The 20,637-nt window shown below is 72.4% G+C and carries 17 protein-coding genes; 4 read left to right on the top strand and 13 right to left on the bottom strand.

Annotated elements, in window-relative coordinates; all coding sequences use genetic code 11:
• Positions 1-19: 19 nt before the first annotated feature.
• From AB0N81_RS01445 to AB0N81_RS01470, 6 genes are all read right to left on the bottom strand, one after another.
• Positions 20-1,168: an isopropylmalate synthase gene (locus tag AB0N81_RS01445; RefSeq protein ID WP_365354598.1), complete on the bottom strand. Its 1,149-nt coding sequence runs from the start codon at positions 1,166-1,168 to the stop codon at positions 20-22.
• Positions 1,169-1,173: 5 nt separating this feature from the next.
• Positions 1,174-1,989 (bottom strand): 4-hydroxy-tetrahydrodipicolinate reductase, encoded by an 816-nt coding sequence (gene dapB / locus AB0N81_RS01450; RefSeq protein WP_365354599.1) that lies wholly within the window; start codon positions 1,987-1,989, stop codon positions 1,174-1,176.
• A 136-nt stretch (positions 1,990-2,125) separates the two neighbouring features.
• Positions 2,126-2,836, bottom strand: coding sequence for a class I SAM-dependent methyltransferase (locus tag AB0N81_RS01455; protein WP_365354601.1), 711 nt, complete (start codon positions 2,834-2,836; stop codon positions 2,126-2,128).
• 166 nt (positions 2,837-3,002) lie between these two features.
• Positions 3,003-3,749 (bottom strand): hypothetical protein, encoded by a 747-nt coding sequence (locus tag AB0N81_RS01460; protein ID WP_365354603.1) that lies wholly within the window; start codon positions 3,747-3,749, stop codon positions 3,003-3,005.
• Positions 3,750-3,879: 130 nt separating this feature from the next.
• Positions 3,880-4,281, bottom strand: a complete 402-nt coding sequence (locus tag AB0N81_RS01465) for a RidA family protein (protein WP_365354604.1) — start codon at positions 4,279-4,281, stop codon at positions 3,880-3,882.
• The gene (locus AB0N81_RS01470; protein ID WP_365354605.1) at positions 4,278-5,465 is read right to left on the bottom strand and encodes an acyl-CoA dehydrogenase family protein; all 1,188 of its coding nucleotides are present in this window, start codon (positions 5,463-5,465) and stop codon (positions 4,278-4,280) included. The genes AB0N81_RS01465 and AB0N81_RS01470 overlap by 4 nt, the downstream gene beginning before the upstream one ends.
• A 108-nt stretch (positions 5,466-5,573) precedes the next feature.
• Between AB0N81_RS01470 and AB0N81_RS01475 the strand changes: the two genes are divergently transcribed.
• The 3 genes from AB0N81_RS01475 to AB0N81_RS01485 are packed head-to-tail and all read left to right on the top strand — an operon-like array spanning position 5,574 to position 8,654.
• Positions 5,574-7,223, top strand: a complete 1,650-nt coding sequence (locus tag AB0N81_RS01475; protein ID WP_365354606.1) for an AMP-binding protein — start codon at positions 5,574-5,576, stop codon at positions 7,221-7,223.
• Positions 7,224-7,232: 9 nt separating this feature from the next.
• Positions 7,233-8,048, top strand: coding sequence for a PaaX family transcriptional regulator C-terminal domain-containing protein (locus AB0N81_RS01480; RefSeq protein ID WP_365354608.1), 816 nt, complete (start codon positions 7,233-7,235; stop codon positions 8,046-8,048).
• Positions 8,049-8,093: 45 nt separating this feature from the next.
• Positions 8,094-8,654 carry a HutD family protein gene (locus AB0N81_RS01485; protein WP_365354609.1) on the top strand — a complete coding sequence of 187 codons (561 nt, stop codon included), beginning with the start codon at positions 8,094-8,096 and terminating at the stop codon, positions 8,652-8,654.
• Positions 8,655-8,678: 24 nt separating this feature from the next.
• On the opposite strand, the gene AB0N81_RS01490 is transcribed toward AB0N81_RS01485, so the two are convergent.
• Positions 8,679-10,964 carry a bifunctional salicylyl-CoA 5-hydroxylase/oxidoreductase gene (locus tag AB0N81_RS01490; RefSeq protein WP_365354611.1) on the bottom strand — a complete coding sequence of 762 codons (2,286 nt, stop codon included), beginning with the start codon at positions 10,962-10,964 and terminating at the stop codon, positions 8,679-8,681.
• Positions 10,965-10,966: 2 nt separating this feature from the next.
• Positions 10,967-11,794, bottom strand: coding sequence for an enoyl-CoA hydratase family protein (locus AB0N81_RS01495; protein WP_365354613.1), 828 nt, complete (start codon positions 11,792-11,794; stop codon positions 10,967-10,969).
• Positions 11,795-12,014: 220 nt separating this feature from the next.
• Here AB0N81_RS01495 and AB0N81_RS01500 point away from each other — a divergent pair, with 220 nt between their 5' ends.
• Complete coding sequence (locus tag AB0N81_RS01500) at positions 12,015-12,464, top strand: ATP-binding protein (RefSeq protein ID WP_365354835.1); 450 nt, start codon at positions 12,015-12,017, stop codon at positions 12,462-12,464.
• On the opposite strand, the gene AB0N81_RS01505 is transcribed toward AB0N81_RS01500, so the two are convergent.
• From AB0N81_RS01505 to AB0N81_RS01525, 5 genes are all read right to left on the bottom strand, one after another.
• Positions 12,427-13,884 carry an amino acid permease gene (locus AB0N81_RS01505; RefSeq protein WP_365354615.1) on the bottom strand — a complete coding sequence of 486 codons (1,458 nt, stop codon included), beginning with the start codon at positions 13,882-13,884 and terminating at the stop codon, positions 12,427-12,429. The two genes, AB0N81_RS01500 and AB0N81_RS01505, sit on opposite strands and share 38 nt — an antisense overlap.
• Before the next feature lie 45 nt (positions 13,885-13,929).
• Positions 13,930-14,928 (bottom strand): ornithine carbamoyltransferase, encoded by a 999-nt coding sequence (gene argF / locus AB0N81_RS01510; protein WP_365354616.1) that lies wholly within the window; start codon positions 14,926-14,928, stop codon positions 13,930-13,932.
• 111 nt (positions 14,929-15,039) lie between these two features.
• Entirely contained in the window at positions 15,040-16,272 is a 1,233-nt protein-coding gene (locus tag AB0N81_RS01515) for an arginine deiminase (protein WP_365354617.1), read from the bottom strand.
• A gap of 61 nt (positions 16,273-16,333) precedes the next feature.
• A complete protein-coding gene (locus AB0N81_RS01520) occupies positions 16,334-18,886 on the bottom strand; it encodes a polynucleotide kinase-phosphatase (protein ID WP_365354618.1) in 2,553 nt (850 codons plus the stop codon).
• Complete coding sequence (locus AB0N81_RS01525; RefSeq protein ID WP_365354836.1) at positions 18,883-20,382, bottom strand: 3' terminal RNA ribose 2'-O-methyltransferase Hen1; 1,500 nt, start codon at positions 20,380-20,382, stop codon at positions 18,883-18,885. Before AB0N81_RS01525 ends, AB0N81_RS01520 begins: the two co-directional genes overlap by 4 nt.
• Positions 20,383-20,637: the final 255 nt, after the last annotated feature.

Raw genomic sequence — 20,637 nt, forward strand, 5'->3', positions numbered from 1 at the left:
ACGGAATCGCTCGTCAGTGTCAGGAGGACGGGAAGGCCTGGGCGGCCGTGCGGATCGCGTCCCGGTCGAGCAGCGGGTTGCCGTCCCGTTCCTGCTGTGCGACGAGCCACGAGGTGAAGGCGCCGACGTCCACGTCGATGTCCGAGTCGGCCAGCGCCCAGGCGACCAGGGACGGGGTGAGGCGGCTGCGGACCCGCAACCGGCGGGTGTTGCCGACGACTTCGGCGGGCAGCGTCTCGTACGCCTCCGGGTGGCTGAGCTGGCCCGCCAGTTCGTACGCGTACGAGTGACGGGTGGCCGGGCCCGGCTGGAAGGCGTCGCCGAGACCGGAGCTCTGCAACGCGAGGCGGGAGAGTTCGGTGAGGTACGTGAGGTCGAAGCGGGTGTCCGCGTTCAGGACCCGCAGCGCGGTGAGCAGTTCGGCCAGGGGGGCGTTGCCGCCGCGCTCGCCGATGCCGCCGACCGTCGCGGAGATCCACCGGGCGCCCGCGCGGACGGCGGCCAGGGAGTTGGCGACCGCCATGCCCAGCATGTTGTGCGCGTGGACCTCGATCTCCGAGCGGTCGACCGCCACGAGCCGCGCGACCAGCTCCTCCATCTGCCAGGGCGAGAGACAGGCGACAGTCTCCGCCAGCCGGAAGCGGTCGGCCCCGGCCCGGAATCCCGTCGTCACGTAGGGCACGAGGCGGGCGGCGGGTGTCCGTGCGCCGTCCTCGCCGCTGAAGGTGACGTGGAAGCCGCGCTCCTTGGCCTGGGTGATCGCCGAACGGGCCAGCACCTCCAGGAACTTGAGACTGGTCGAGCCCAGTTTCAGTTCGGCGTGCCGCTCGGAGGTGGGGATGGAGCACATGACGTGCCGTACGCCGAGCCGCTCGGCCTCGTCGAGGGCCTTGGCGACCTGCCGGCGGTCGCGCACGACGACGAGCGTCATGCAGCGCTCGGGGCCGATCGCCTCGTGTGCGGCGAGCACGAGGTCGGCGTCCTTGGCGCCCGGGCCCGACACCATGCCCACCTCGACCAGCTCGACGCCGGTCCTGACCAGCAGGTCCGCGAGGGCCGCGGCGGCTCCCGGACCGAACTCGACGCCCGCCATGTGGGCGGAGTCCCGCAGCGTGGCGTCCGATATGTGCGGCGCCCCCGGAGCGCTCTCCGGCCCTTCTGCTGCCATGTGCCTCACCTCGGTCCAGGTCGGTGCAGGTTCCGGTCCAGGTCTCGGGCCGGGTCTCGGTCCAGGTCTCGGTCCAGGTCCATGAAGGACTCCAGTCCCAGGGTCAGCCCCGGGACGGAAGCGATCCGGCGCACCCCGAGCAGGAAACCGGGTGTGAAACAGGCGCGGTCCGTGGAATCGTGCCGGATCGTGAGGGTCTCGCCCGTGCCGCCGAAGACGACCTCCTGGTGAGCCACGAGCCCCCGCGCCCGCACGGCGTGCACCGGCACCCCTTCGACGTCCGCGCCGCGGGCGCCGGGCAGGGCGGTGGTGGTGGCGTCCGGCTGCGCGGCACCCCGGCCCACCGCGCGGCGGGCCTCGGCGACGAGCCTGGCGGTACGGACGGCGGCGCCGCTGGGGGCGTCGGCCTTGTCGGGGTGGTGCATCTCGACGATCTCGACGGACTCGAACCAGCGGGCCGCGTACTGCGCGAGGCGCATCGTCAGCACCGCGCCCACGGAGAGCGGTCCGACGAGCACACCCGTCCGCGGTGAACCGGCGAGCCAGCCCCTCAGTGTGTTCAGCCGCTCGTCCGTCCATCCGGTGGTGCCGACCACCCCGTGAATGCCCCTGCGTACGCAGAACTCCAGATGGTCCATGACCACATCCGGATGCGTCAGTTCGACAGCGACCTCGGCGCCGGCCCTCGCCAGGCCGTCCAGCGGGTCGGCACGGCCCAGGGCGGCGACCAGTTCGAGGTCGGGAGCGGACTCGACGGCCTTCACCACCTCGCGGCCCATGCGGCCGGCCGCACCGATCACTCCCACTCGGATGGCACCCATCCAGCTCCTCGCTTCTTCCGATCTTCCGACTGCAGACGGATCGACGCAGGGCCTGCCGGTTGCTTCCCGAAACAGTGGCTCGCCGAAGAGGCCCCGGTCCAGGGCAGCAAGGGGGCGCACCGGGAGCACGTCCGGCTCAGGAGCGCGTATAGCGACGCACCCGGCCGCCGGGGTCATGGTCCGCGAGGACGAACCCGCACCGCTCCAGCAGACGGTCGGCCTCCGGCTGAGGGCGCAGCCGGAACGGGGAGCGCTGCCGGGCCAGCGTCCTGTCGGCGCGCAGGACGGAGTACTCCTTGACGAACCGTCCGTTTCCCCGGGTGCGGATCTCCTGGGCGTAGACCAGTCCACCGGGCAGGGTCCTGCGGTAGGGGTGGTGCGGGTCCTGGAGAGCGAGCAGGAGCTGTCCGCCGGGAGGCAGGGCGGCGGCGAGGTTGTCCAGTCCCCGGATGTCCTCGTCCTCCTCCGTCAGGTGGCTGCCGAGCCAGAAGCGGCCTTCGTCCTGGATGCCGTACCAGATGCCGCCGACCGAATAGGCGGCGTCGAAGTCGGGTGCCGGCCGCGTCTCGACGATGTCCCCCTCGATGAGGCGGACCCGCCCGCCGAGCCGCTCATGTGCCTGGGCCAGCATGCTCGCCGTGTGGTCGATGCCCGTGATCCGCAGGTCGGGCGGGCCGTGTTCCAGCAGCTTCTCGCAGACGAGACCCGTTCCCACGCCCAGCTCCAGCAGCCGTCGGCGGTCGCCGAGGTGGGCGAGCAGTTCTTGTGCCAGTGCCGCGTAGTCGTAGTACCCCGACGTCATGATGAGGTCGTAGTAACGGGCAAGCCCCGCATAGGAGTCGGCCATGCGCGGCATGGTAGCGACCGAGCGCGCACGTGGGCGTGGGCGTGGCGTCGGTCGCCACGCCCACGCCGGTGTGTCGGTGCGTCGGTGCCTCGGTGCGTCGGTGACTCGGTGCGTCGGTTGCTGCGGCTGCCGAGCGCTGCCGCATGCTGCCGAGCGCTGGCGTCGGCTACGAGCCGGTCGCCGCGAGTTCCTTCATGTCGACCGTCTCGTCCTTGGCCGGTGTCTCGGGGCTGACGGGCTTGTCGTAGTCGCCGAACGTGGCGTCGCTGGGGGCGTCGCCGCCCTTGGTGGAGACGCGCAGGATGTACGGCTTGCCCTCCGTGGCGACGTACATCGTGTTCATCTCGCCGCCGGAGCCCTTCTTCGTCAGGGCGATGGCCTCCTTGCCGTCGACGGTCGTCGTGTCGCCCTTCTTCATGCCCTTGCGTTCGGACTTGTCCTCGTCCATCGACGCGACCAGGCCCTGCTTGTCGCACATGCCGGAGATGGACGCGTCGTCGGCGGGCATCTTGACCCACTTGTCGACGACCTTGGAGAGCACCTTCTGCGAACTGGGCTGGTTCTTGAGCGCGGCCTTCCAGTACTGCTCGTTGCCGCGCATGTACAAGGTGCCGTTCGTATGCCGCACCTCGGCCTTCGAACCGTCGGTGCCGATCGTCCCCTCGCAGTTCTTCTCCTGGTCGACCGCGATGTCCAGGCTCACCGGCTTACCGTCCTGGCTCATGTCGCCCTTGATGCGCATGGAGTCGGCGCCCTTGGTCGCGGCTACCGCCTTGGAGGCGATCCGGTCGGCGCTGTCCTTGGCGAACGGCTTGTCGGAGCCTCCTCCGTCGTCGCTGTCGCCACAGCCCGACAGCAGCGCCGCCGCGAGCACCGAAACTCCGATGACACCCGAAACCCTTCGCGTACGCACGTGACAACCCCTCCTGCGGAACTCTCGACGTTCCGTTCCCAGCGACCCCGGTGGCCGCGGTCGCCGTCGGGTACCCCGCGATCTGCCCCTCGCACCCGGTAGCAGGCATTCCGTCCGGAAGGGTCCGCGTTCAGTCGAGCACGGCCGTTCCGTCGAGTTCCACCAAGGCTTCCTCGTCCCACAGGCGCACGATGCCCACCACTGCCATCGCCGGGTAGTCGCGGCCCGCCAACCGCTTCCAGATACGGCCCAGTTCGGGGGCGTGGGCGCGGTAGTCGGCGACGTCCGTGGCGTAGACCGTGACGCGCGCGAGGTCGGCGGGGGTGCCGCCCGCGTGCCGCAGGGCGGTGAGAAGGTTCGTCAGGGCCTTCTCGAACTGCTCGGGCAGGGTCGCCCCGGTGACCTCGCCCTCGCCGTCCAGCGCGGTCTGCCCCGCCAGGAAGACCAGGCGGGAGCCGGTCGCGGTGACGGCGTGCGAAAAGCCCCTGGGCGGGGAGAGTTCGGCGGGGTTGACGCGGTCCAGGCTGCTCATGCGGTCGGCTCCTCCGGGTGGGCGTACAGCTCTTTGGCGATGATGGTGCGCTGGACCTCGCTCGCGCCCTCGTAGATGCGGGGCGCGCGGACCTCGCGGTAGAGGTGTTCGAGGAGGTGACCGCGGCGCAGCGCGCGGGCGCCGTGCAGCTGGACGGCCGCGTCGACCACGTACTGGGCGGTCTCGGTGGCGATCAGCTTCGCCATGGCGGCGCGCCGGGCGATGCCGGGGCCCTGGGGCCCTTCTCTGTCGTACGCCGCCGCTGCCGCGTACACCATCAGGCGGGCCGCCTCGGTGCGCGTGGCCATCTCGGCGACCTGGTGGGCGACGGACTGCAGATCCTTCAACGGGCCGCCGAACGCGGTCCGTTCGGCGGTGTGGGCGAGCGTGGCGTCGAGCGCGGCCTGTGCCATGCCGACCGCGAACGCGCCGACGCTCGGCCGGAACCGGTTGAGCGTGGTCATCGCGACCCGGAAGCCGCGGTCCACCTCGCCGAGCACGTCGGCCGCGGTGACCCGCACGCCGTCGAAGGCGAGGGCGCCGATCGGGTGCGGCGAGAGCATGTCGAGGGACGTGCCGGTGAGGCCCGCCCGGTCGGCGGGGACCAGGAACGCGGTGACGCCGCGGGACCCCGCGCCGGGCGTCGTGCGGGCGAAGACGGTGTAGAAGTCGGCCTCGGGGGCGTTCGAGATCCAGCACTTCTCGCCGGTGAGGCGCCAGCCGTCGGAGCGGTCGGGCGTCGCGGCGAGGTTCAGGGCCGCCGCGTCCGAGCCTGCGCCCGGCTCGGAGAGCGCGAAGGCCGCGACGGCGTGGCCTCTGCGGACCGGCGGCAGCCACTGTTCCCGCTGGGCCGGGGAGCCGTGGGTGTGCACGGGGTGCGCGCCGAGCCCTTGCAGGGCGAAGGCGGTTTCTGCCTCCGTGCAGGCGTACGCGAGGGATTCCCTGGTCAGGCAGAGGTCGATGGCGCCCGCCCCCTGAGCGCGGGCCGCGCCCCCTTCCCCGACGGCGCCCCGCTCCTCGAACAGGCGGCCCAGCAGGCCCAGTTCGCCCAGTGCCGCCACCAGCGGCCGGTTGACGTGGCCGGGCTCCCCCTTCTCCGCCAGGGGGCGCAGCCGCTCCGCGGCGAGCGTGCGCAGCTCCGCACAACGGGCGGTTTGTTCAGGGTTGAGCGAGAATGCCGTCATCCCGGACCCTCCTTTATCGCGCACCGTTGACTGTCGTCACCATCACGATACGCTCATGGAGCGAGCCCACCACAGCGCCCGACCGGCAGGCAAGGGGGCAGAGCCGCCATGGAACCCACCGGCAATCCAGCCAACCCAGGGCTGACACCGTCCGGCCACCTCGACACGTTCGCCCGGGAGCACCTCCCGCCCCGCGCACAGTGGCCCGCGCTGGTCCACGACCGCCCCGAGTTGCACTACCCCGCCCGCCTCAACTGCGGCACGGAACTCCTGGACCGGACCGCCGAGCGCTTCGGCGCCGAGCGGCCCGTCTTCCACACCGCCTCCGGCGAGACGTGGACGTACGGCACGCTGCGACAGCACGTCGACCGGATCGCGCACGTGCTGAGCGACGAGCTCGGCGTACGGCCCGGCGGGCGCGTGCTGCTGCGCGGGCCCACCACGCCGTGGCTCGCGGCCTGCTGGCTGGCGGTGATGAAGGCGGGCGCGGTCGCCGTGACCGTCCTCGCCCAGCAGCGCGCGCAGGAGCTCGCCACCATGTGTGAGATCGCCGAGGTGCGGCACGCGCTGTGCGACATCCGATCGGTGGACGACCTGATCAAGGCCGGTGTGCCGGGGCTGAACGTCACGACGTACGGCGGCGAGGGCCCCGACGACCTCCTCGCGCGCACCGCCCGGCAGCCCGAGCGCTACGAGGCGGTGGACACGGCGGCCGACGACGTCGCGCTGATCGCGTTCACCTCCGGCACGACGGGACGGCCCAAGGGCTGCATGCACTTCCACCGTGACGTGCTCGCCATCGCCGACACCTTCGCGCGGCACATCCTGAAGCCGGTGCCCGACGACGTCTTCGCGGGCAGTCCGCCGCTCGGCTTCACCTTCGGGCTCGGCGGCCTCGTCGTCTTCCCGCTGCGCTTCGGCGCATCGTCCGTGCTGCTCGAACAGGCCGGTCCCAAGCAGCTGTTGCCCGCCATCGGACAGCACGGGATCTCGGTGCTCTTCACCGCCCCGACCGCGTACCGCACGATGCTCGACCACTTCGACGGGCACGACGTCTCCTCGCTGCGCCGCTGCGTCTCGGCCGGTGAGAACCTCCCCGCGGCCACCTGGCAGGCCTGGCACCAGCGCACGGGGCACCGGATCATCAACGGCATCGGCGCGACGGAGCTGCTGCACATCTTCATCTCCGCCGCCGACGAGGCGATCAGGCCCGGCACCACGGGCCGGCCAGTGCCGGGGTGGCACGCGCGCGTGGTCGACGGCTCCGGCGTCCCGGTGCCGGACGGCGAGCCCGGACTGCTCGCCGTGCGCGGCCCGGTGGGCTGCCGCTACCTCGCCGACGACCGCCAGTCGCAGTACGTGAGGCACGGCTGGAACATCACCGGCGACACCTACATCCGCGACGCCGACGGCTACTTCCGCTATGTCGCCCGCGCGGACGACATGATCATCTCGGCCGGGTACAACGTCGCGGGCCCCGAGGTCGAGGATGCCCTGCTCCGCCACCCCGACGTCGTCGAGACGGCGGTCGTGGGGCGCCCCGACGAGCGGCGCGGCCAGGTGGTCGTGGCCCATGTGGTCCTGCGCGAAGGGGCGACGCCCGACGCCGACCGGCTGCGCGAGTTCGTCAAGGGCGAGCTGGTGCCGTACAAGTGCCCGCGGGAGATCGTCTTCCTCGACGCCCTGCCGAGGACGGCCACGGGGAAGCTGCAGCGGTTCCGGCTGCGCGCCGCGTCCCCTGCGGAACCGGGCCCGTAGAGTGATCACGTGTCCGAGCAGCACACCCCACGGTCCCTGATCGTCACCTTCTACGGCGCCTACGGCCGGGCCGCACCCGGCCCCGTCCCGGTGGCCGAGCTGGTGCGCCTCCTCGCGCCGGTCGGCGTGGACGCGCCGTCGGTGCGCTCCTCGGTGTCCCGGCTCAAGCGGCGCGGCCTCCTCGTGCCCGCCCGCACGGAGGCGGGCGCGGCGGGGTACGCGCTGTCGCCCGACGCCCGCCAGCTCCTGGAGGACGGCGACCGCCGCATCTACGGCACCGAGGCCGCGCGGCAGGGCGGCGGCTGGGTCCTCGCCGTGTTCTCCGTCCCCGAGGCCGAACGCCAGAAGCGGCACGTGCTGCGCTCCCGCCTCGCGGGCCTCGGCTTCGGCACGGCGGCTCCCGGTGTGTGGATCGCCCCCGCGCACCTCTACGAGGAGACCAGGCACACCCTGGAACGCCTCCAGCTCTCCCCGTACGTCGATCTGTTCCGCGGCGAGCACCTGGGCTTCGCGCCGACGGCCGAGGCGGTCGCCCGCTGGTGGGACCTCTCGTCGCTGGCCAAGCAGCACGAGGCGTTCCTGGACCGCCACGAGCCGGTGCTGCGTTCCTGGGAGTCCCGCAGGGGCGCTCCCCCGGCCCCCGAGGAGGCGTACCGCGACTACCTCCTCGCCCTCGACTCCTGGCGCCAACTCCCCTACGCCGACCCGGGCCTGCCCGCCGACCTGCTGCCGGCGGACTGGCCGGGGGCCCGTTCCGCCGCGGTGTTCGCGGCGCTGGACGGCCGGCTGCGGGAGGCCGGCGCGCTGTTCGTGCGCCCCGCATAGGCTGACTCCCGAGTCGGTGATCATGTTCCTGGGAGGGGTCGGCGGATGGACGCGGATGTGCTGCGCGAGAGCGCGTACCGCAGCGTGCCGTGGAAGAACGGCGGCGGTACGACCAGGGAGGTCGCGGAGGGCGCCGGCTGGCGGGTGAGCGTCGCGGACGTGGCCGGGGACGGCCCCTTCTCCGTCTTTCCCGGGATCGACCGTGTGATCACCCCGGTCGAGGGCGACGGCATGGTGCTGACCGTGAACGGTGCACCGCGGCCGGTCGGGGCGCTGAGTCCCTTCGCCTTCCCCGGCGACGCGGCGATGGACTGCCGGCTGACGGCGGGCGCGGTGCGCAACCTGAACGTGATGACCCGCAGGGGCCGGGCGACGGCGCGGGTGCGGATCGTCGCCGTCACCGCCGCGCGGGAGGCGGAGACGGTGTGCGCCGCGGGCGAGGTCCTGCTTGTCATGGCCGTCACCGAGGGGGTCGCGACCGGCGGCCCGGGCGGGCGGGTCACTCCGCTCGGCCGTCTCGACTGCGTCCGCCGGGACGGCCCCGGCACGCTGACGCTGCGGGGCGAGGGCACGGTGGCCGAGGTCAGGATCGCCCCGATCCCCTGAGGCGGCCGGGGCATCGGCGACGGCTCAGCCGCCCAGCTTCAGCCTCGGCTTGGGGGCGTCCGTACGTCCCGTCTGAGGGCGGCGGCTGCCCGCTCGGTACTGCACCGGCCAGGTCGCGCCGGGGCCCGCGTAGCCCTGTTCTGCGGCGGCGTGCAGGGTCCAGTGCGGGTCGTAGAGGTGGGGGCGGGCCAGCGCGCACAGGTCCGCGCGGCCCGCGAGCAGCAGGGAGTTGACGTCGTCCCAGGAGGAGACGGCGCCGACCGTGATCACGGGGATGCCGGTCCGGTTGCGGATGCGGTCGGCGTACGGCGTCTGGTAGGAGCGGCCGTACGCGGGACGCTCGTTCGAGACCACCTGCCCCGTGGAGACGTCGATCGCGTCGGCGCCGTGGTCCGCGAACGCGCGGGCGATGTCGACGGCGTCGTCCGCCGTGGTGCCGCCGTCGGCCCAGTCGGTGGCGGAGATGCGGACCGTCATGGGCCTGCCCTCCGGCCACACCTCCCGTACCGCGTCGAAGACTTCGAGGGGGTAGCGGAGCCGGCCGGGCAGCGAGCCGCCGTACGCGTCCGTGCGGCGGTTCGTGAGCGGGGAGAGGAAACCGGACAGCAGATAGCCGTGGGCGCAGTGCAGTTCGAGGAGGTCGAAGCCCGCACGGTCGGCGCGCCGGGCCGCCGCGACGAACTGCTCGCGGATCTCGGTCAGTCCGGCGCGGGTGAGCTCGCGCGGGGTCTGGCTGTCCGGCCTGTACGGGAGGGGGGAGGCGGCGTCGAGCGGCCAGTTGCCGTCGGGCAGCGGCTCGTCGATGCCGTCCCACATCAGCTTCGTCGAGCCCTTGCGGCCCGAGTGGCCGAGCTGGAGGCCGATCGCCGCGCCGGGCGCACGGTCGTGCACGAAGTCGGTGACGCGGCGCCACGCCTCGGCCTGCCCGTCGGTGTAGAGGCCGGCGCAGCCCGGCGTGATGCGGCCACGCTCGCTGACGCACACCATCTCGGTCATGACCAGGCCCGCGCCGCCCAGCGCCCGCGCACCCAGGTGCACGAGATGGAAGTCGCCAGGGACGCCGCCCACGGCGGAGTACATGTCCATCGGGGAGACGACGACGCGGTTGCGCAGGGTCAGGTCGCGCAGCCGGAAGGGCGTGAACATCGGCGGGGTGCCGTCCGGGCAGCCGAAGTCGCGCTCGACGGCGCGGGTGAAGTCCGCGTCGCGCAGGCGGAGGTTGTCGTGGGTGACGCGGCGGCTGCGGGTGAGGAGGTTGAACGCGAACTGGCGGGGCGGCTGGCCGAGGTGGTCCGGCAGGTGCTCGAACCACTCCAGGCTGGCGCGGGCGGCGCGCTGGGTGGAGGCGACGACGGGGCGGCGCTCCGTCTCGTACGCCTGGAGTGCGGCCGGGATGTCGGGCTGTTCGTCCAGGCAGGCGGCGAGCGCGAGGGCGTCCTCCACGGCGAGCTTGGTGCCGGAGCCGATGGAGAAGTGCGCGGTGTGGGCCGCGTCGCCGATGAGCACCGTATTGCCGTGGGACCAGCGGGAGTTGACGACGCTGCGGAAGTTGATCCAGGACGAGTTGTTGCCGCGCAGGGGGCGGCCGCCGAGCGCGTCGGTGAAGATCTTGGCGCAGCGTTCGGTGGACTCGCGCTCGTCGAGCTCCGCGAAGCCCGCGGCCTCCCAGACCTCCTCGCGCATCTCGACGATGACGGTGGAGGCGTCGGGATCACGCGAGTACGGGTAGCCGTGCAGCTGCATCACGCCGTGTTCGGTCTCGGCGATCTCGAAGCGGAACGCGTCGAAGGCGAAGTCCGCGGCGAGCCAGATGTAGCGGCACCGGTGGGTCGTGAGGCTCGGCCCGAAGGCGTCGGCGTGGGCTTCGCGGGTGAGGCTGTGCACGCCGTCCGCCGCGACGACCAGGTCGTACGCCGTGGACAGCTCGGCGGCGGGCGGTGCCCAGGTGCGGAAGCGGAGCTCGACGCCGAGGCTCCGGCAGCGCTCGTGCAGGATCTCCAGGAGCCTGCGGCGGCCGAGCGCCGCGAAGCCGTGGCCGCCGGAGGTGTGCCGCCGGTCGCGGTGCACGATGTCGATGTCGTCCCAGCGCACGAACTCGGCCTGGAGGGCGGCGTGAACGGCGGGGTCGGCGTGTTCGATGCCGCCGAGGGTCTCGTCGGAGAGGACGACGCCGAAGCCGAAGGTGTCGTCGGGGGCGTTGCGCTCCCAGACGGTCACCTCGCGGGCGGGGTCGAGGCGCTTGAGCAGCGCGGCGGCGTAGAGGCCGCCGGGGCCGCCGCCGATGACGGCGATCCGGTGGGGGGCGGCCATGGTCACCGCCCCTGCCACTTCGGCGGGCGCTTCTCCGTGAAGGCCGCGTGAAACTCGGCGTAGTCCTCGCCGTTCATGAGGAGGGCCTGCGTCGCCGCGTCCAGTTCGACGGCGGCGGCGAGCGGCATGTCGAGCTCGGCGGTGAGCAGCGCCTTGGTCTGCGCGTACGCGAGGGCGGGTCCTTCGGCGAGGCGGCGGGCGAGGGTCTGTGCAGCCTGCGCGGCCCTGCCCTCCTCCGTCAGCTCGCTGATGAGGCCGATCCGTTCGGCCTCGGGTGCGCGCACCGGTTCGCCGAGCATGAGGAGCCGGGTGGCGTGGCCGAGTCCGACGACGCGCGGCAGGAGGTAGGCGGCGCCCATGTCGCCGCCGGAGAGGCCGACCCGGGTGAAGAGGAAGGAGAACCGCGCGGAGGGGTCCGCGACGCGGAAGTCCGCGGCGAGGGCGAGGACCGCGCCGGCGCCGGCCGCCACCCCGTGGACGGCGGCGATCACCGGGAAGGGGCACTCCCGGACAGCCCGTACGACCTGGCCGGTCATGCGGTTGAAGTCGAGCAGCTGGGCGGTGTCCATGGCGAGCGTGGCGCCGATGATCTCGTCGACGTCACCGCCGGAGCAGAAGCCGCGGCCCTCGCCGCCGAGCACGAGGGCGCGCACGGACTTGTCGCGGGAGAGCTCGGCGAGCAGGTCGCGCAGGTCGGCGTAGGCGCCGAAGGTGAGGGCGTTGAGCTTGTCGGGGCGGGCGAGGGTGACCGTGGCGACCCCCTCGTCGACGGCGAGTCGCAGATGCCGCCAGTCGGGGGTGCGGGTCGCGGAGCCGGTGAAGGGACTCATCTGGTGCGGCCTCCTCGGCCTGGGGGGCTGGAGTGCGCGGGCGTGGCCCCGCACGGGCTGGAGCGCGGCCACCCTCCCGAAGTTATCACCATTCCGTGACTGTCGTCATGAGTGCGCGATACGACACAGGGTCGTACGTCCCGTGAATGCCCGACCGTCGTCCCTGTCGACAGAGCGCTTAGGATTCGTACGGTTGAAAGCAGGACCGCTCCCTGCTGCCCTGAACGGACCCGCCTTGCACGAGCCCTCCTCCCCCGCCTCCTGGCGCATCGCGCTGCCGCACACCACGGCAGCCGTGCCGGTCGCGCGCGCCCTGGTCCGTACGGCGCTCGCCGAGATCGAGTCGTCCGCCGACAGCGACACGGCCGAACTCCTCACCGCCGAGCTGGTCGCCAACGCCGTCGAGCACACCGAAGGCCGGGAGCCCATAGAACTGGTCATCGAGCTGCTGCCGACCGGCTGCCAGGTCGAGGTGCACGACTGCGACCCGCTGCCGCCCGGCGATCTCACCGACCCGGGCCCGCTCGACGAGCCGGACCCCTGGCAGGAGCACGGGCGCGGCCTGCTCCTGATCCGCACCCTCAGCTCGTCCTGCGGTCACCGCCCCACCGCGTCCGGCAAGGCGGTCTGGTTCACGCTTCCCGCGACGCCTCCGCGGCACCGGCACTGACGGGGGCCTCGCCCCTGCCGAGCCGCGAGTGGCCGCGCCCGTAGAGCGCGTAGACCGCGGCACCGACCGCGAGGAACACGGCGAACTGCAGCCACGTCGTCCAGCCCGTGCCCCAGATCAGATAGAGGCAGAAGCCCACGCCCAGGACGGGGCTGACGGGGTACAGCGGCACGCGGAAGGTGCGGCGCAGGCCCGGGGCCGAGCGGCGCAGCGCGAGCACCGCGATGTTCACCACTGCCATGATCGCCAGGGTGCCGATGGTGGTCAGGCTGACGACGACGTCGAGTGACGAGAAGGCGGCGGGCACGGCGACGACCGCCGCGACGATCCACGTGTTGGCGACCGGGGTCGCGGTCCGCGGCGAGACGCGTTCGAAGACGCGCGGCATGAGGCCGTCGCGGGACATCGACATCAGGATGCGGGTCTGGCCGTACATCACGGCGAGCACCACGGACGCGATGGCGACGACCGCTCCGAAGGCGATGATGCCGCCGCCGACGGTCGAGTCGGTGACCTGGTTGACGACGAGCGAGAGCGCAGCGGGCTTGTCCGCGACGGCGTCCGAGCCGAGCGCGCCGATGGCCGCGAGCGCCACGGCGACGTAGAGCAGCGTGACGACGCCGATGCAGATCATGATGGCGAGGGGGATGTTGCGCCGCGGGTCGCGGACCTCTTCGCCGGCCGTCGTGACGGCGTCGAAGCCGATGAAGGAGAAGAAGGCGAGCGAGGCGCCCGCGGTGATGCCGGAGACACCCGCGCCCGCGAAGGGCGTGAGGTTGCCGTCCTCGAACGCGGTGAACGCGACGGCCAGGAACAGCAGCAGGATGCCGATCTTCAGCACCGCCATGGCGGCCGTGGCCCCGGCGCTCTCGCGGATGCCGCGCACCAGGAGCGTGGCGGCGAGCAGGATGACGACGACGGCCGGGAGGTTCACCACGCCGCCCTCGCCCGGCCCCGCACAGAGCGCGGCGGGCAGCTCCCAGCCGGTCAGGCTGTGCAGCAGCTCGTTCAGGTACTGGCTCCAGCCGACCGCGACCGCGGAGACCGAGACGCCGTACTCCAGGAGCAGACACCAGCCCACGAGGAACGCGGTGCGCTCGCCCAGGGAGGCGTACGCGAAGGAGTACGAGCTGCCGGAGACCGGGATCGCACCGCCCAGCTCCGCGAACGAGAACGCGGTGAAGATGCAGGTCACGGCCGCGAGGACGTAGGAGATGGCGACGGCGGGGCCCGCCTCGGCGACGGAGTCGGAGAGGCCGACGAAGATGCCGGTGCCGACGATCGCGCCCACGCCGAAGCACACGAGCTGGAAGAGCCCCATGGTGCGCTTCAGGCCGTGGCCTTCGAGGTCCGCGCCCGATTCGGCGACGAGCTGGTCGGGGGACTTGATGCGAAGCCCGGTGGTGCGCGTGGGGCTCATGGGGTGGTTCTCGTTTCTGGTGGTGCGTGGTGCGTGTGCGCGGTGTCAGGTCAGTGTCGCGACCAGGATCGCCTTGATCGTGTGCATACGGTTCTCGGCCTCGTCGAAGACGACGGAGTGCGCCGACTCGAAGACCTCGTCGGTGACCTCCAGGGACTCCAGGCCGTACGTCTCGTGGACCTCGCGTCCGACCTGGGTGCCCAGGTCGTGGAAGGCGGGCAGGCAGTGCAGGAACTTGACGTCCGCGTTGCCGGTGGCGCGCAGGACGTCCATCGTCACCGCGTAGGGCGCGAGGTCGGCTATGCGGTCGGCCCACACCTCCTGGGGCTCCCCCATCGACACCCAGACGTCGGTGGCGACGAAGTCGGCGCCCCTGACGCCCTCCGCGACGTCCTCGGTGAGCGTGAGGCGGGCGCCGCTGGCCCCGGCGAGCTCGCGGGCCCGGTCGATGATCTCCTCGGCCGGCCAGTAGGCCCGGGGGGCGACGACGCGCACGTCCATGCCGAGCAGGGCGCCGGTGATCACGTAGGAGTTGCCCATGTTGAAGCGGGCGTCGCCGAGGTAGGCGAAGGCGATGTCGGTGAGGGGCTTGGCGGAGTGCTCGGTCATGGTGAGCACGTCGGCGAGCATCTGGGTGGGGTGCCAGTCGTCGGTCAGGCCGTTGTAGACGGGCACGCCGGCGTGGGAGGCCAGCGTCTCGACCGTGTCCTGGGCGTCCCCGCGGAACTCGATGGCGTCGAACATCCGGCCGAGCACCCGGGCGGTGTCCTTCGACGACTCCTTCTTGCCGATGTGCGAGCCGGACGGGTCGATGTAGGTGGTGGTGGCGCCCTGGTCGGCGGCGGCCACCTCGAAGGCGCAGCGGGTCCTCGTGGAGCTCTTCTCGAAGATCAGCGCGATGTTCCTGCCCCGCAGCCGCCGCTCCTCGGCGCCCGCCTTCTTGGCCGCCTTCAGCTCGGCGGCCAGCTCGATGAGACCGCGGAACTCGTCGGCGGTGAAGTCCAGCTCCTTGAGGAAGTGGCGGCCGGTGAGGTCTGTGGCCATGAGGCGCTCCAGGAATGCGGAAAGGGGGTGCGGGACACGGTGACCTTGGAACTATATACGATCCTTCACATTTATATACAGGCGCCCAGCTCGGCCGGTCGGCAGGCCGGGCTATGCCCCCGGCACCGCGTCCCGCTGCACCGGGCAGCTCATGCACCGCGGGCCGCCCCGGCCGCGCCCCAGCTCGCTGCCCAGGATCTCGATCACCTCGATGCCCTGCTTGCGCAGATGCGTGTTGGTGGTCGAGTTCCTCTCGTACGCGACGACGACGCCCGGCTCCACCGCGAGGACGTTGCAGCCGTCGTCCCACTGCTCCCGCTCCGCCGCGTGCACGTCCTGCGTGGCCGTGAGCACCCGGATGCCGTCGAGGCCGAGCGCGGCGGCGATCGCCCGGTGCATGTGCTCGGGGGGATGGTCTGTCACCTTCAGCTCCCGCTCCCCCACGCCCGGTTCGATGGTGTACGAGCGGAGCATGCCGAGGCCCGCGTACTGCGTGAAGGTGTCGCCGTCGACCATCGTCATGACCGTGTCGAGGTGCATGAAGGCGCGCCGCTTCGGCATGTCGAGCGCCACGATCGTCTGCGCGGAGCCCGCCGCGAACAGCTTGTGGGCGAGCATCTCGACGGCCTGCGGCGTCGTGCGCTCGCTCATGCCGATGAGCACGGCGCCCTTGCCGATCACGAGGACGTCGCCGCCCTCGATGGTCGAGGGGTAGTCCGCCTGGCCCTGCGACCAGACGTTGAAGTTCTCGCTCCGGAACAGCGGGTGGTGCCGGTAGATCGCCTCGAAGTGCACGGTCTCGCGCTGGCGGGCGGGCCAGCGCATCGCGTTGATGGAGACGCCGTCGTAGATCCAGGCGGAGGTGTCGCGGGTGAAGAGGTGGTTGGGCAGCGGGCCGAGCAGGAAGTCGTCCAGGTCCATGCAGTGGAAGCGCACCGACGTCGGCTCGGCGTGCCGCTCCAGGAACTCCCGCTTCGTCATTCCGCCGACCAGTGCCTCGGCGAGCTCCGCCGACGGCATCGTCGCGAACACGGACCGCAGATGGTCGGTGGCCAGCGGTCCGTACTCCTTCTCGTCGAAGACGCGGTCCAGGACGAGGAGGCGGGCCGCGGGCACGTCCAGGGTCTCGGTCAGCAGGTCACCGAAGAGGTGGACGGCCACGCCCCGGTCGCGCAGCACGTCCGCGAAGCCGTCGTGCTCCTGGCGGGCCCTGCGCACCCACAGGACGTCGTCGAAGAGGAGGGTGTCCTTGTTGCTCGGAGTCAGCCGCTTGAGCTCCAGATCGGGGCGGTGCAGTATGACGCGGCGCAGCCGCCCGGCCTCGGAGTCGACATGGAATCCCATGGGGTCCATCTTTCCCCGGCCGGACGGCCGACGCTCATCGTTGGGCCAAAGCCGCGGTCGGCTAGAGCCGCGGGTCCACCGGCTCCGACTCCAGGGCGAGGACCGCGAAGACGGCCTCGTGCACGCGCCACAGCGGCTCTCCGTCCGCGAGGCGGTCCAGGGCCTCCAGGCCGAGCGCGTACTCGCGGACGGCGAGGGAGCGCTTGTGGCCGAGGGAGCGGTCCCGCAGCTTCGCCAGGTTCTCCGGGCGCGTGTACTCCGGGCCGTAGACGATCCGCAGGTACTCGCGGCCCCGGCACTTGACGCCGGGCTGGACGAGCCTGCCCTGCGCGTTCCTGGCCAGCGCCTCGACCAGCTTGACGACCATGCCCTCGCCGCCGCGTCCTGTCATCTCCAGCCACCAGTCGACGCCCGCGCGGACCGACTCCGGATCGCCGGTGTCGACGTAGAGGCGCCGGGTGGTCTGCAGCAGGTCGGAGCCCTGGCCGCTGTCGTGCTCCACCATCCGGTCGATCAGGGCGAGCTGCTCGTCGTGCGGGAGCCCGGCGAGGCTGCGGTCCTGGACGGCCAGGATCTGGAAGGGCGCGAGGCGCACGCCGTCCAGGCCGTCGGTCGGCCAGCAGTAGCGGCGGTAGGCGTCGGTGAACGCGGCGGCGTCCGCGGCACGTTCCCGCTGGCGGGCGAGGAGCGGTCCCGCGTCGACACCGCGCGCCGTCGCCGCTTCCAGGGCGGCGAGCGCGCCGGGGAAGACGGCACCGGAGGCGGCGCCCACGGCGGCGTACTGGGTGCGGAGCAGCCCGGACGCCTTCAGCGACCACGGCATCAGCTCCGCGTCGAGCAGCAGCCAGTCCGTCGCGAGCTCCTCCCACAGGCCGGCCTCGGTGACGGCGGTGCGCAGGCGGCCGAGTACCTCCTCGGTGACGGCAGGGTCGGTGAAGAAGGGGCGGCCGGTGCGGGTGCAGAGCGAGCCGGTCGGGCCCCCTTCGACGCCGAAGCGCTCGCGGGCCACGTCGGCGTCCCGGCAGACCAGGACCACCGCGCGCGAGCCCATGTGCTTCTCCTCGCACACGACGCGGGCGACGCCGTCCTGCGCGTACGACGCGAAGGCCTCGGCCGGGTGCTCCAGATAGCCCTCGCGGTGCGAGGTGGCGGTCGGCGCCATCGTCGGCGGCAGGTACGGCAGCAGGCGCGGGTCGACGGCGAAGCGGCTCATGACCTCCAGGGCGGCGGCCGCGTTCTCCTCGCGCACGGCGACGCGGCCCGCGTGCCTCGTCTCCACCGTGCGGCGGCCGTGCACGTCGGCCAGGTCGAGCGGCCGCCCGTCGTGGCCGCCCGGCGCCTCGGTCCGCAGCGGCTTGGCCGGCTCGTACCAGACGCGTTCCGCCGGTACGTCGACGAGCTCGCGCTCCGGCCAGCGCAGCGCGGTCAGCCTGCCGCCGAAGACGGCACCGGTGTCCAGGCAGATGGTGTTGTTGAGCCAGGTCGCGGTGGGCACCGGGGTGTGGCCGTAGACGACCGCGGCCCTGCCCCGGTACTCCTCCGCCCACGGGTAGCGCACCGGCAGGCCGAACTCGTCGGTCTCGCCGGTCGTGTCGCCGTACAGGGCGTGCGAGCGCACCCGGCCCGACGTGCGGCCGTGGTACTTCTCGGGCAGCCCGGCGTGGCAGACGACGAGCTTCCCCTCGTCGAGGACGTAGTGGGAGACGAGACCGTCCACGAACTCCCGCACCTGCGCACGGAATTCCTCGCTCTCCCCCTCCAACTGCTCGATGGTCTCGGCAAGGCCGTGCGTGTGCTGGACGTTCCGCCCCTTGAGGTGCCGGCCGAGCTTGTTCTCGTGGTTGCCGGGCACGCACAGGGCGGTGCCGCCGGCGACCATCCCCATCACACGGCGCAGCACGCCGGGCGTGTCAGGGCCGCGGTCGACGAGGTCGCCGACGAACACGGCCGTACGCCCCTCGGGGTGCACGCCGTCGACGTAGCCGAGCTTGCCGAGCAGGGTCTCCAGCTCGGCGGCGCAGCCGTGGATGTCGCCGACGATGTCGAAGGGGCCCGTGAGGTGGGAGAGGTCGTTGTAGCGCTTCTCGGTGACGACGGTGGCGCCGTCGATCTCGTCCACCCCGCGCAGGACGTGGACCTTGCGGAAGCCCTCTCGCTCCAGGTGCTTGAGGGAGCGGCGCAGTTCGCGCTGGTGGCGCTGGATGACGCGGCGCGGGATGCCCGCCCGGTCCTCGCGCGTGGCGTTGCGCGCGGCGCACACCTCCTCGGGCACGTCGAGCACGATGGCGATGGGCAGCACGTCGTACTGCCTGGCCAGCGCGATCAGCTGCTTGCGGCTCTCGCTCTGCACGCTGGTCGCGTCGACGACGGTGCGGCGGCCCGCGGCGAGGCGCTTGCCCGCGATGTAGTGCAGCACGTCGAAGGCGTCGCCGCTGGCGCTCTGGTCGTTCTCGTCGTCGGCGACGAGTCCGCGGCAGAAGTCGCTGGAGAGGACCTCGGTGGGCTTGAAGTGCCGGTGCGCGAAGGTCGACTTGCCGGATCCCGTGGCGCCGACGAGGACGACGAGGGAGAGGTCGGTGACGGGCAGCACGCGGCGCGGGATGTCGTTCGTCATGCGGCTCGCGCCTCCTTCTTCTCGGCTCTGGTGGTGTGGTCGGCGGGGGCGGCGGTCCGGGTGAACACAGCCATCTGGGTGGGCGGTCCCACCTCGGAGTCGTCGTCGCCCACGGGGGCGAACTCCACGCCGTAACCGTGCCGTTCGGCCACGGAGCGGGCCCAGCCGCGGAACTCCTCGCGCGACCACTCGAAACGGTGGTCGCCGTGCCGCGCGTGCCCGGCGGGGAGGGTCTCCCAGCGGACGTTGTACTCGACGTTCGGCGTCGTCACGAGGACGGTGCGGGGCCGCGCCGAGCCGAACACCGCGTACTCCAGGGCGGGCAGGCGCTCCACGTCGAGGTGCTCGATGACCTCGCTGAGCACCGCCGCGTCGTACCCCTTGAGGCGCTTGTCGGTGTACGCGAGCGATCCCTGGAGGAGGGTGACGCGCTCCGCGCGGCGCTCGCCCATGCGGTCGAGCTTGAGCCGCCGGGAGGCGACCGTCAGCGCGCGCATGGACACGTCGAGGCCGACGATCTCCGTGAACCGCGCGTCCTTGAGCAGCTCCTGGACCAACTGGCCCTGCCCGCAGCCCAGGTCGAGCACCTTGGCGGACCCCGCGGCGGTGAGCGCCGCGAGGATCGCGTCGCGGCGCCGCACGGCGAGCGGCACCGGCCGCTCCTCGGTGTCGGTGCTCTCGTCGACGGCGTTGTCGATCTCCTCGACGTCCGTGTCGTCCGCGTCGGCGAGCCGCACCAGTTCGAGCCGCTCGCGGGCCTCGCGGGTCAGGGACCAGCGCCGTGCCAGGTAGCGGCTGGTGATGAGCTCCTGCTCCGGGTGGGACGCGAGCCATCCCTCGCCGGCCCGCAGCAGCTTGTCGACCTCGTCCGGCGAGACCCAGTAGTGCTTGGCGTCGTCGAGGACGGGCAGCAGCACGTACAGGTGCCGCAGCGCCTCGCCCAGGGTCAGCGTCCCGTCGGACGCTTCGAGCACGAGCTGTACGTACCGCGAGTCGCCCCAGTCGGGGAACCGCACGTCCAGCGGCACCGGCGTCACCGACACCGTCCAGCCGAGCGGCTCGAACAGCGCCCGCACCAGATCGGCGCCGCCGCGCGCGGGCAGGGCGGGCACCTCGACGCGCAGCGGCAACGGCCGCCCGGCCCGCTCGGGGCGAGCGTTGCACACGCCGCGCATCGCGCTGGAGAAGACCGCGCTCAGCGCCACGGCGAGCAGCGAAGACGCCGCGTACGGCCGGTCGTTCACATACTGCGCGAGCGCCGCGTCGGGTGCGCCGCCCCGCCCCTTCCCCTTGCCGCGCCGCACGAGCGCGACGGGGTCGACCTCCAGGAGCAGCGCGACGGTGCAGCGCTCCTCGGTCGCCTCGGGGTAGAAGACGTGGGCGGTTCCGTGGGAGGTGGAGAACGCCTGCGTCTTCTCGGGGTGCTTGTGCAGCAGGAACCCCAGGTCAGTGGCCGGGTTCTGCGCATCGCCAGTAGTAGAGATCGTCAAGAACACACGGTCGAGTATCGCCGTGGCGGGTGGCGAAAGCCACGGAGTTTGTCCCGGAGGGGCCGTCAGGACTCCGCGCGCTCCCGGACGATCGACGCCGGGTCCTTGTCGTCCCGCAGGCCCTGGCAGCGGAGGGGGGCGCAGCATGCCGTCGCGGGTCCACTCCGTGAAGGCGATCCGCGCCACCAGCTCCGGCCGGACCCAGTGAGCGGTCCGCTCCGTGATGCGGCCGTCGAACGGGGAGCGGGGAGCGGGGCGTCG

Source organism: Streptomyces sp. NPDC093510, from assembly GCF_040683555.1.
Lineage (GTDB): Bacteria > Actinomycetota > Actinomycetes > Streptomycetales > Streptomycetaceae > Streptomyces.

Coding starts and splice junctions, on each gene's coding strand:
- AB0N81_RS01505 (WP_365354615.1), bottom strand. CDS start 13,884: ATGAGCCCCACGCGCACCACCGGGCTTCGCATCAAGTCCCCCGACCAG.
- AB0N81_RS01465 (WP_365354604.1), bottom strand. CDS start 4,281: ATGAGCAGCCTGGACCGCGTCAACCCCGCCGAACTCTCCCCGCCCAGG.
- AB0N81_RS01485 (WP_365354609.1), top strand. CDS start 8,094: ATGGACGCGGATGTGCTGCGCGAGAGCGCGTACCGCAGCGTGCCGTGG.
- argF (WP_365354616.1), bottom strand. CDS start 14,928: ATGGCCACAGACCTCACCGGCCGCCACTTCCTCAAGGAGCTGGACTTC.
- dapB (WP_365354599.1), bottom strand. CDS start 1,989: ATGGGTGCCATCCGAGTGGGAGTGATCGGTGCGGCCGGCCGCATGGGC.
- AB0N81_RS01445 (WP_365354598.1), bottom strand. CDS start 1,168: ATGGCAGCAGAAGGGCCGGAGAGCGCTCCGGGGGCGCCGCACATATCG.
- AB0N81_RS01515 (WP_365354617.1), bottom strand. CDS start 16,272: ATGGGATTCCATGTCGACTCCGAGGCCGGGCGGCTGCGCCGCGTCATA.
- AB0N81_RS01475 (WP_365354606.1), top strand. CDS start 5,574: ATGGAACCCACCGGCAATCCAGCCAACCCAGGGCTGACACCGTCCGGC.
- AB0N81_RS01495 (WP_365354613.1), bottom strand. CDS start 11,794: ATGAGTCCCTTCACCGGCTCCGCGACCCGCACCCCCGACTGGCGGCAT.
- AB0N81_RS01490 (WP_365354611.1), bottom strand. CDS start 10,964: ATGGCCGCCCCCCACCGGATCGCCGTCATCGGCGGCGGCCCCGGCGGC.
- AB0N81_RS01455 (WP_365354601.1), bottom strand. CDS start 2,836: ATGGCCGACTCCTATGCGGGGCTTGCCCGTTACTACGACCTCATCATG.
- AB0N81_RS01520 (WP_365354618.1), bottom strand. CDS start 18,886: ATGACGAACGACATCCCGCGCCGCGTGCTGCCCGTCACCGACCTCTCC.
- AB0N81_RS01470 (WP_365354605.1), bottom strand. CDS start 5,465: ATGACGGCATTCTCGCTCAACCCTGAACAAACCGCCCGTTGTGCGGAG.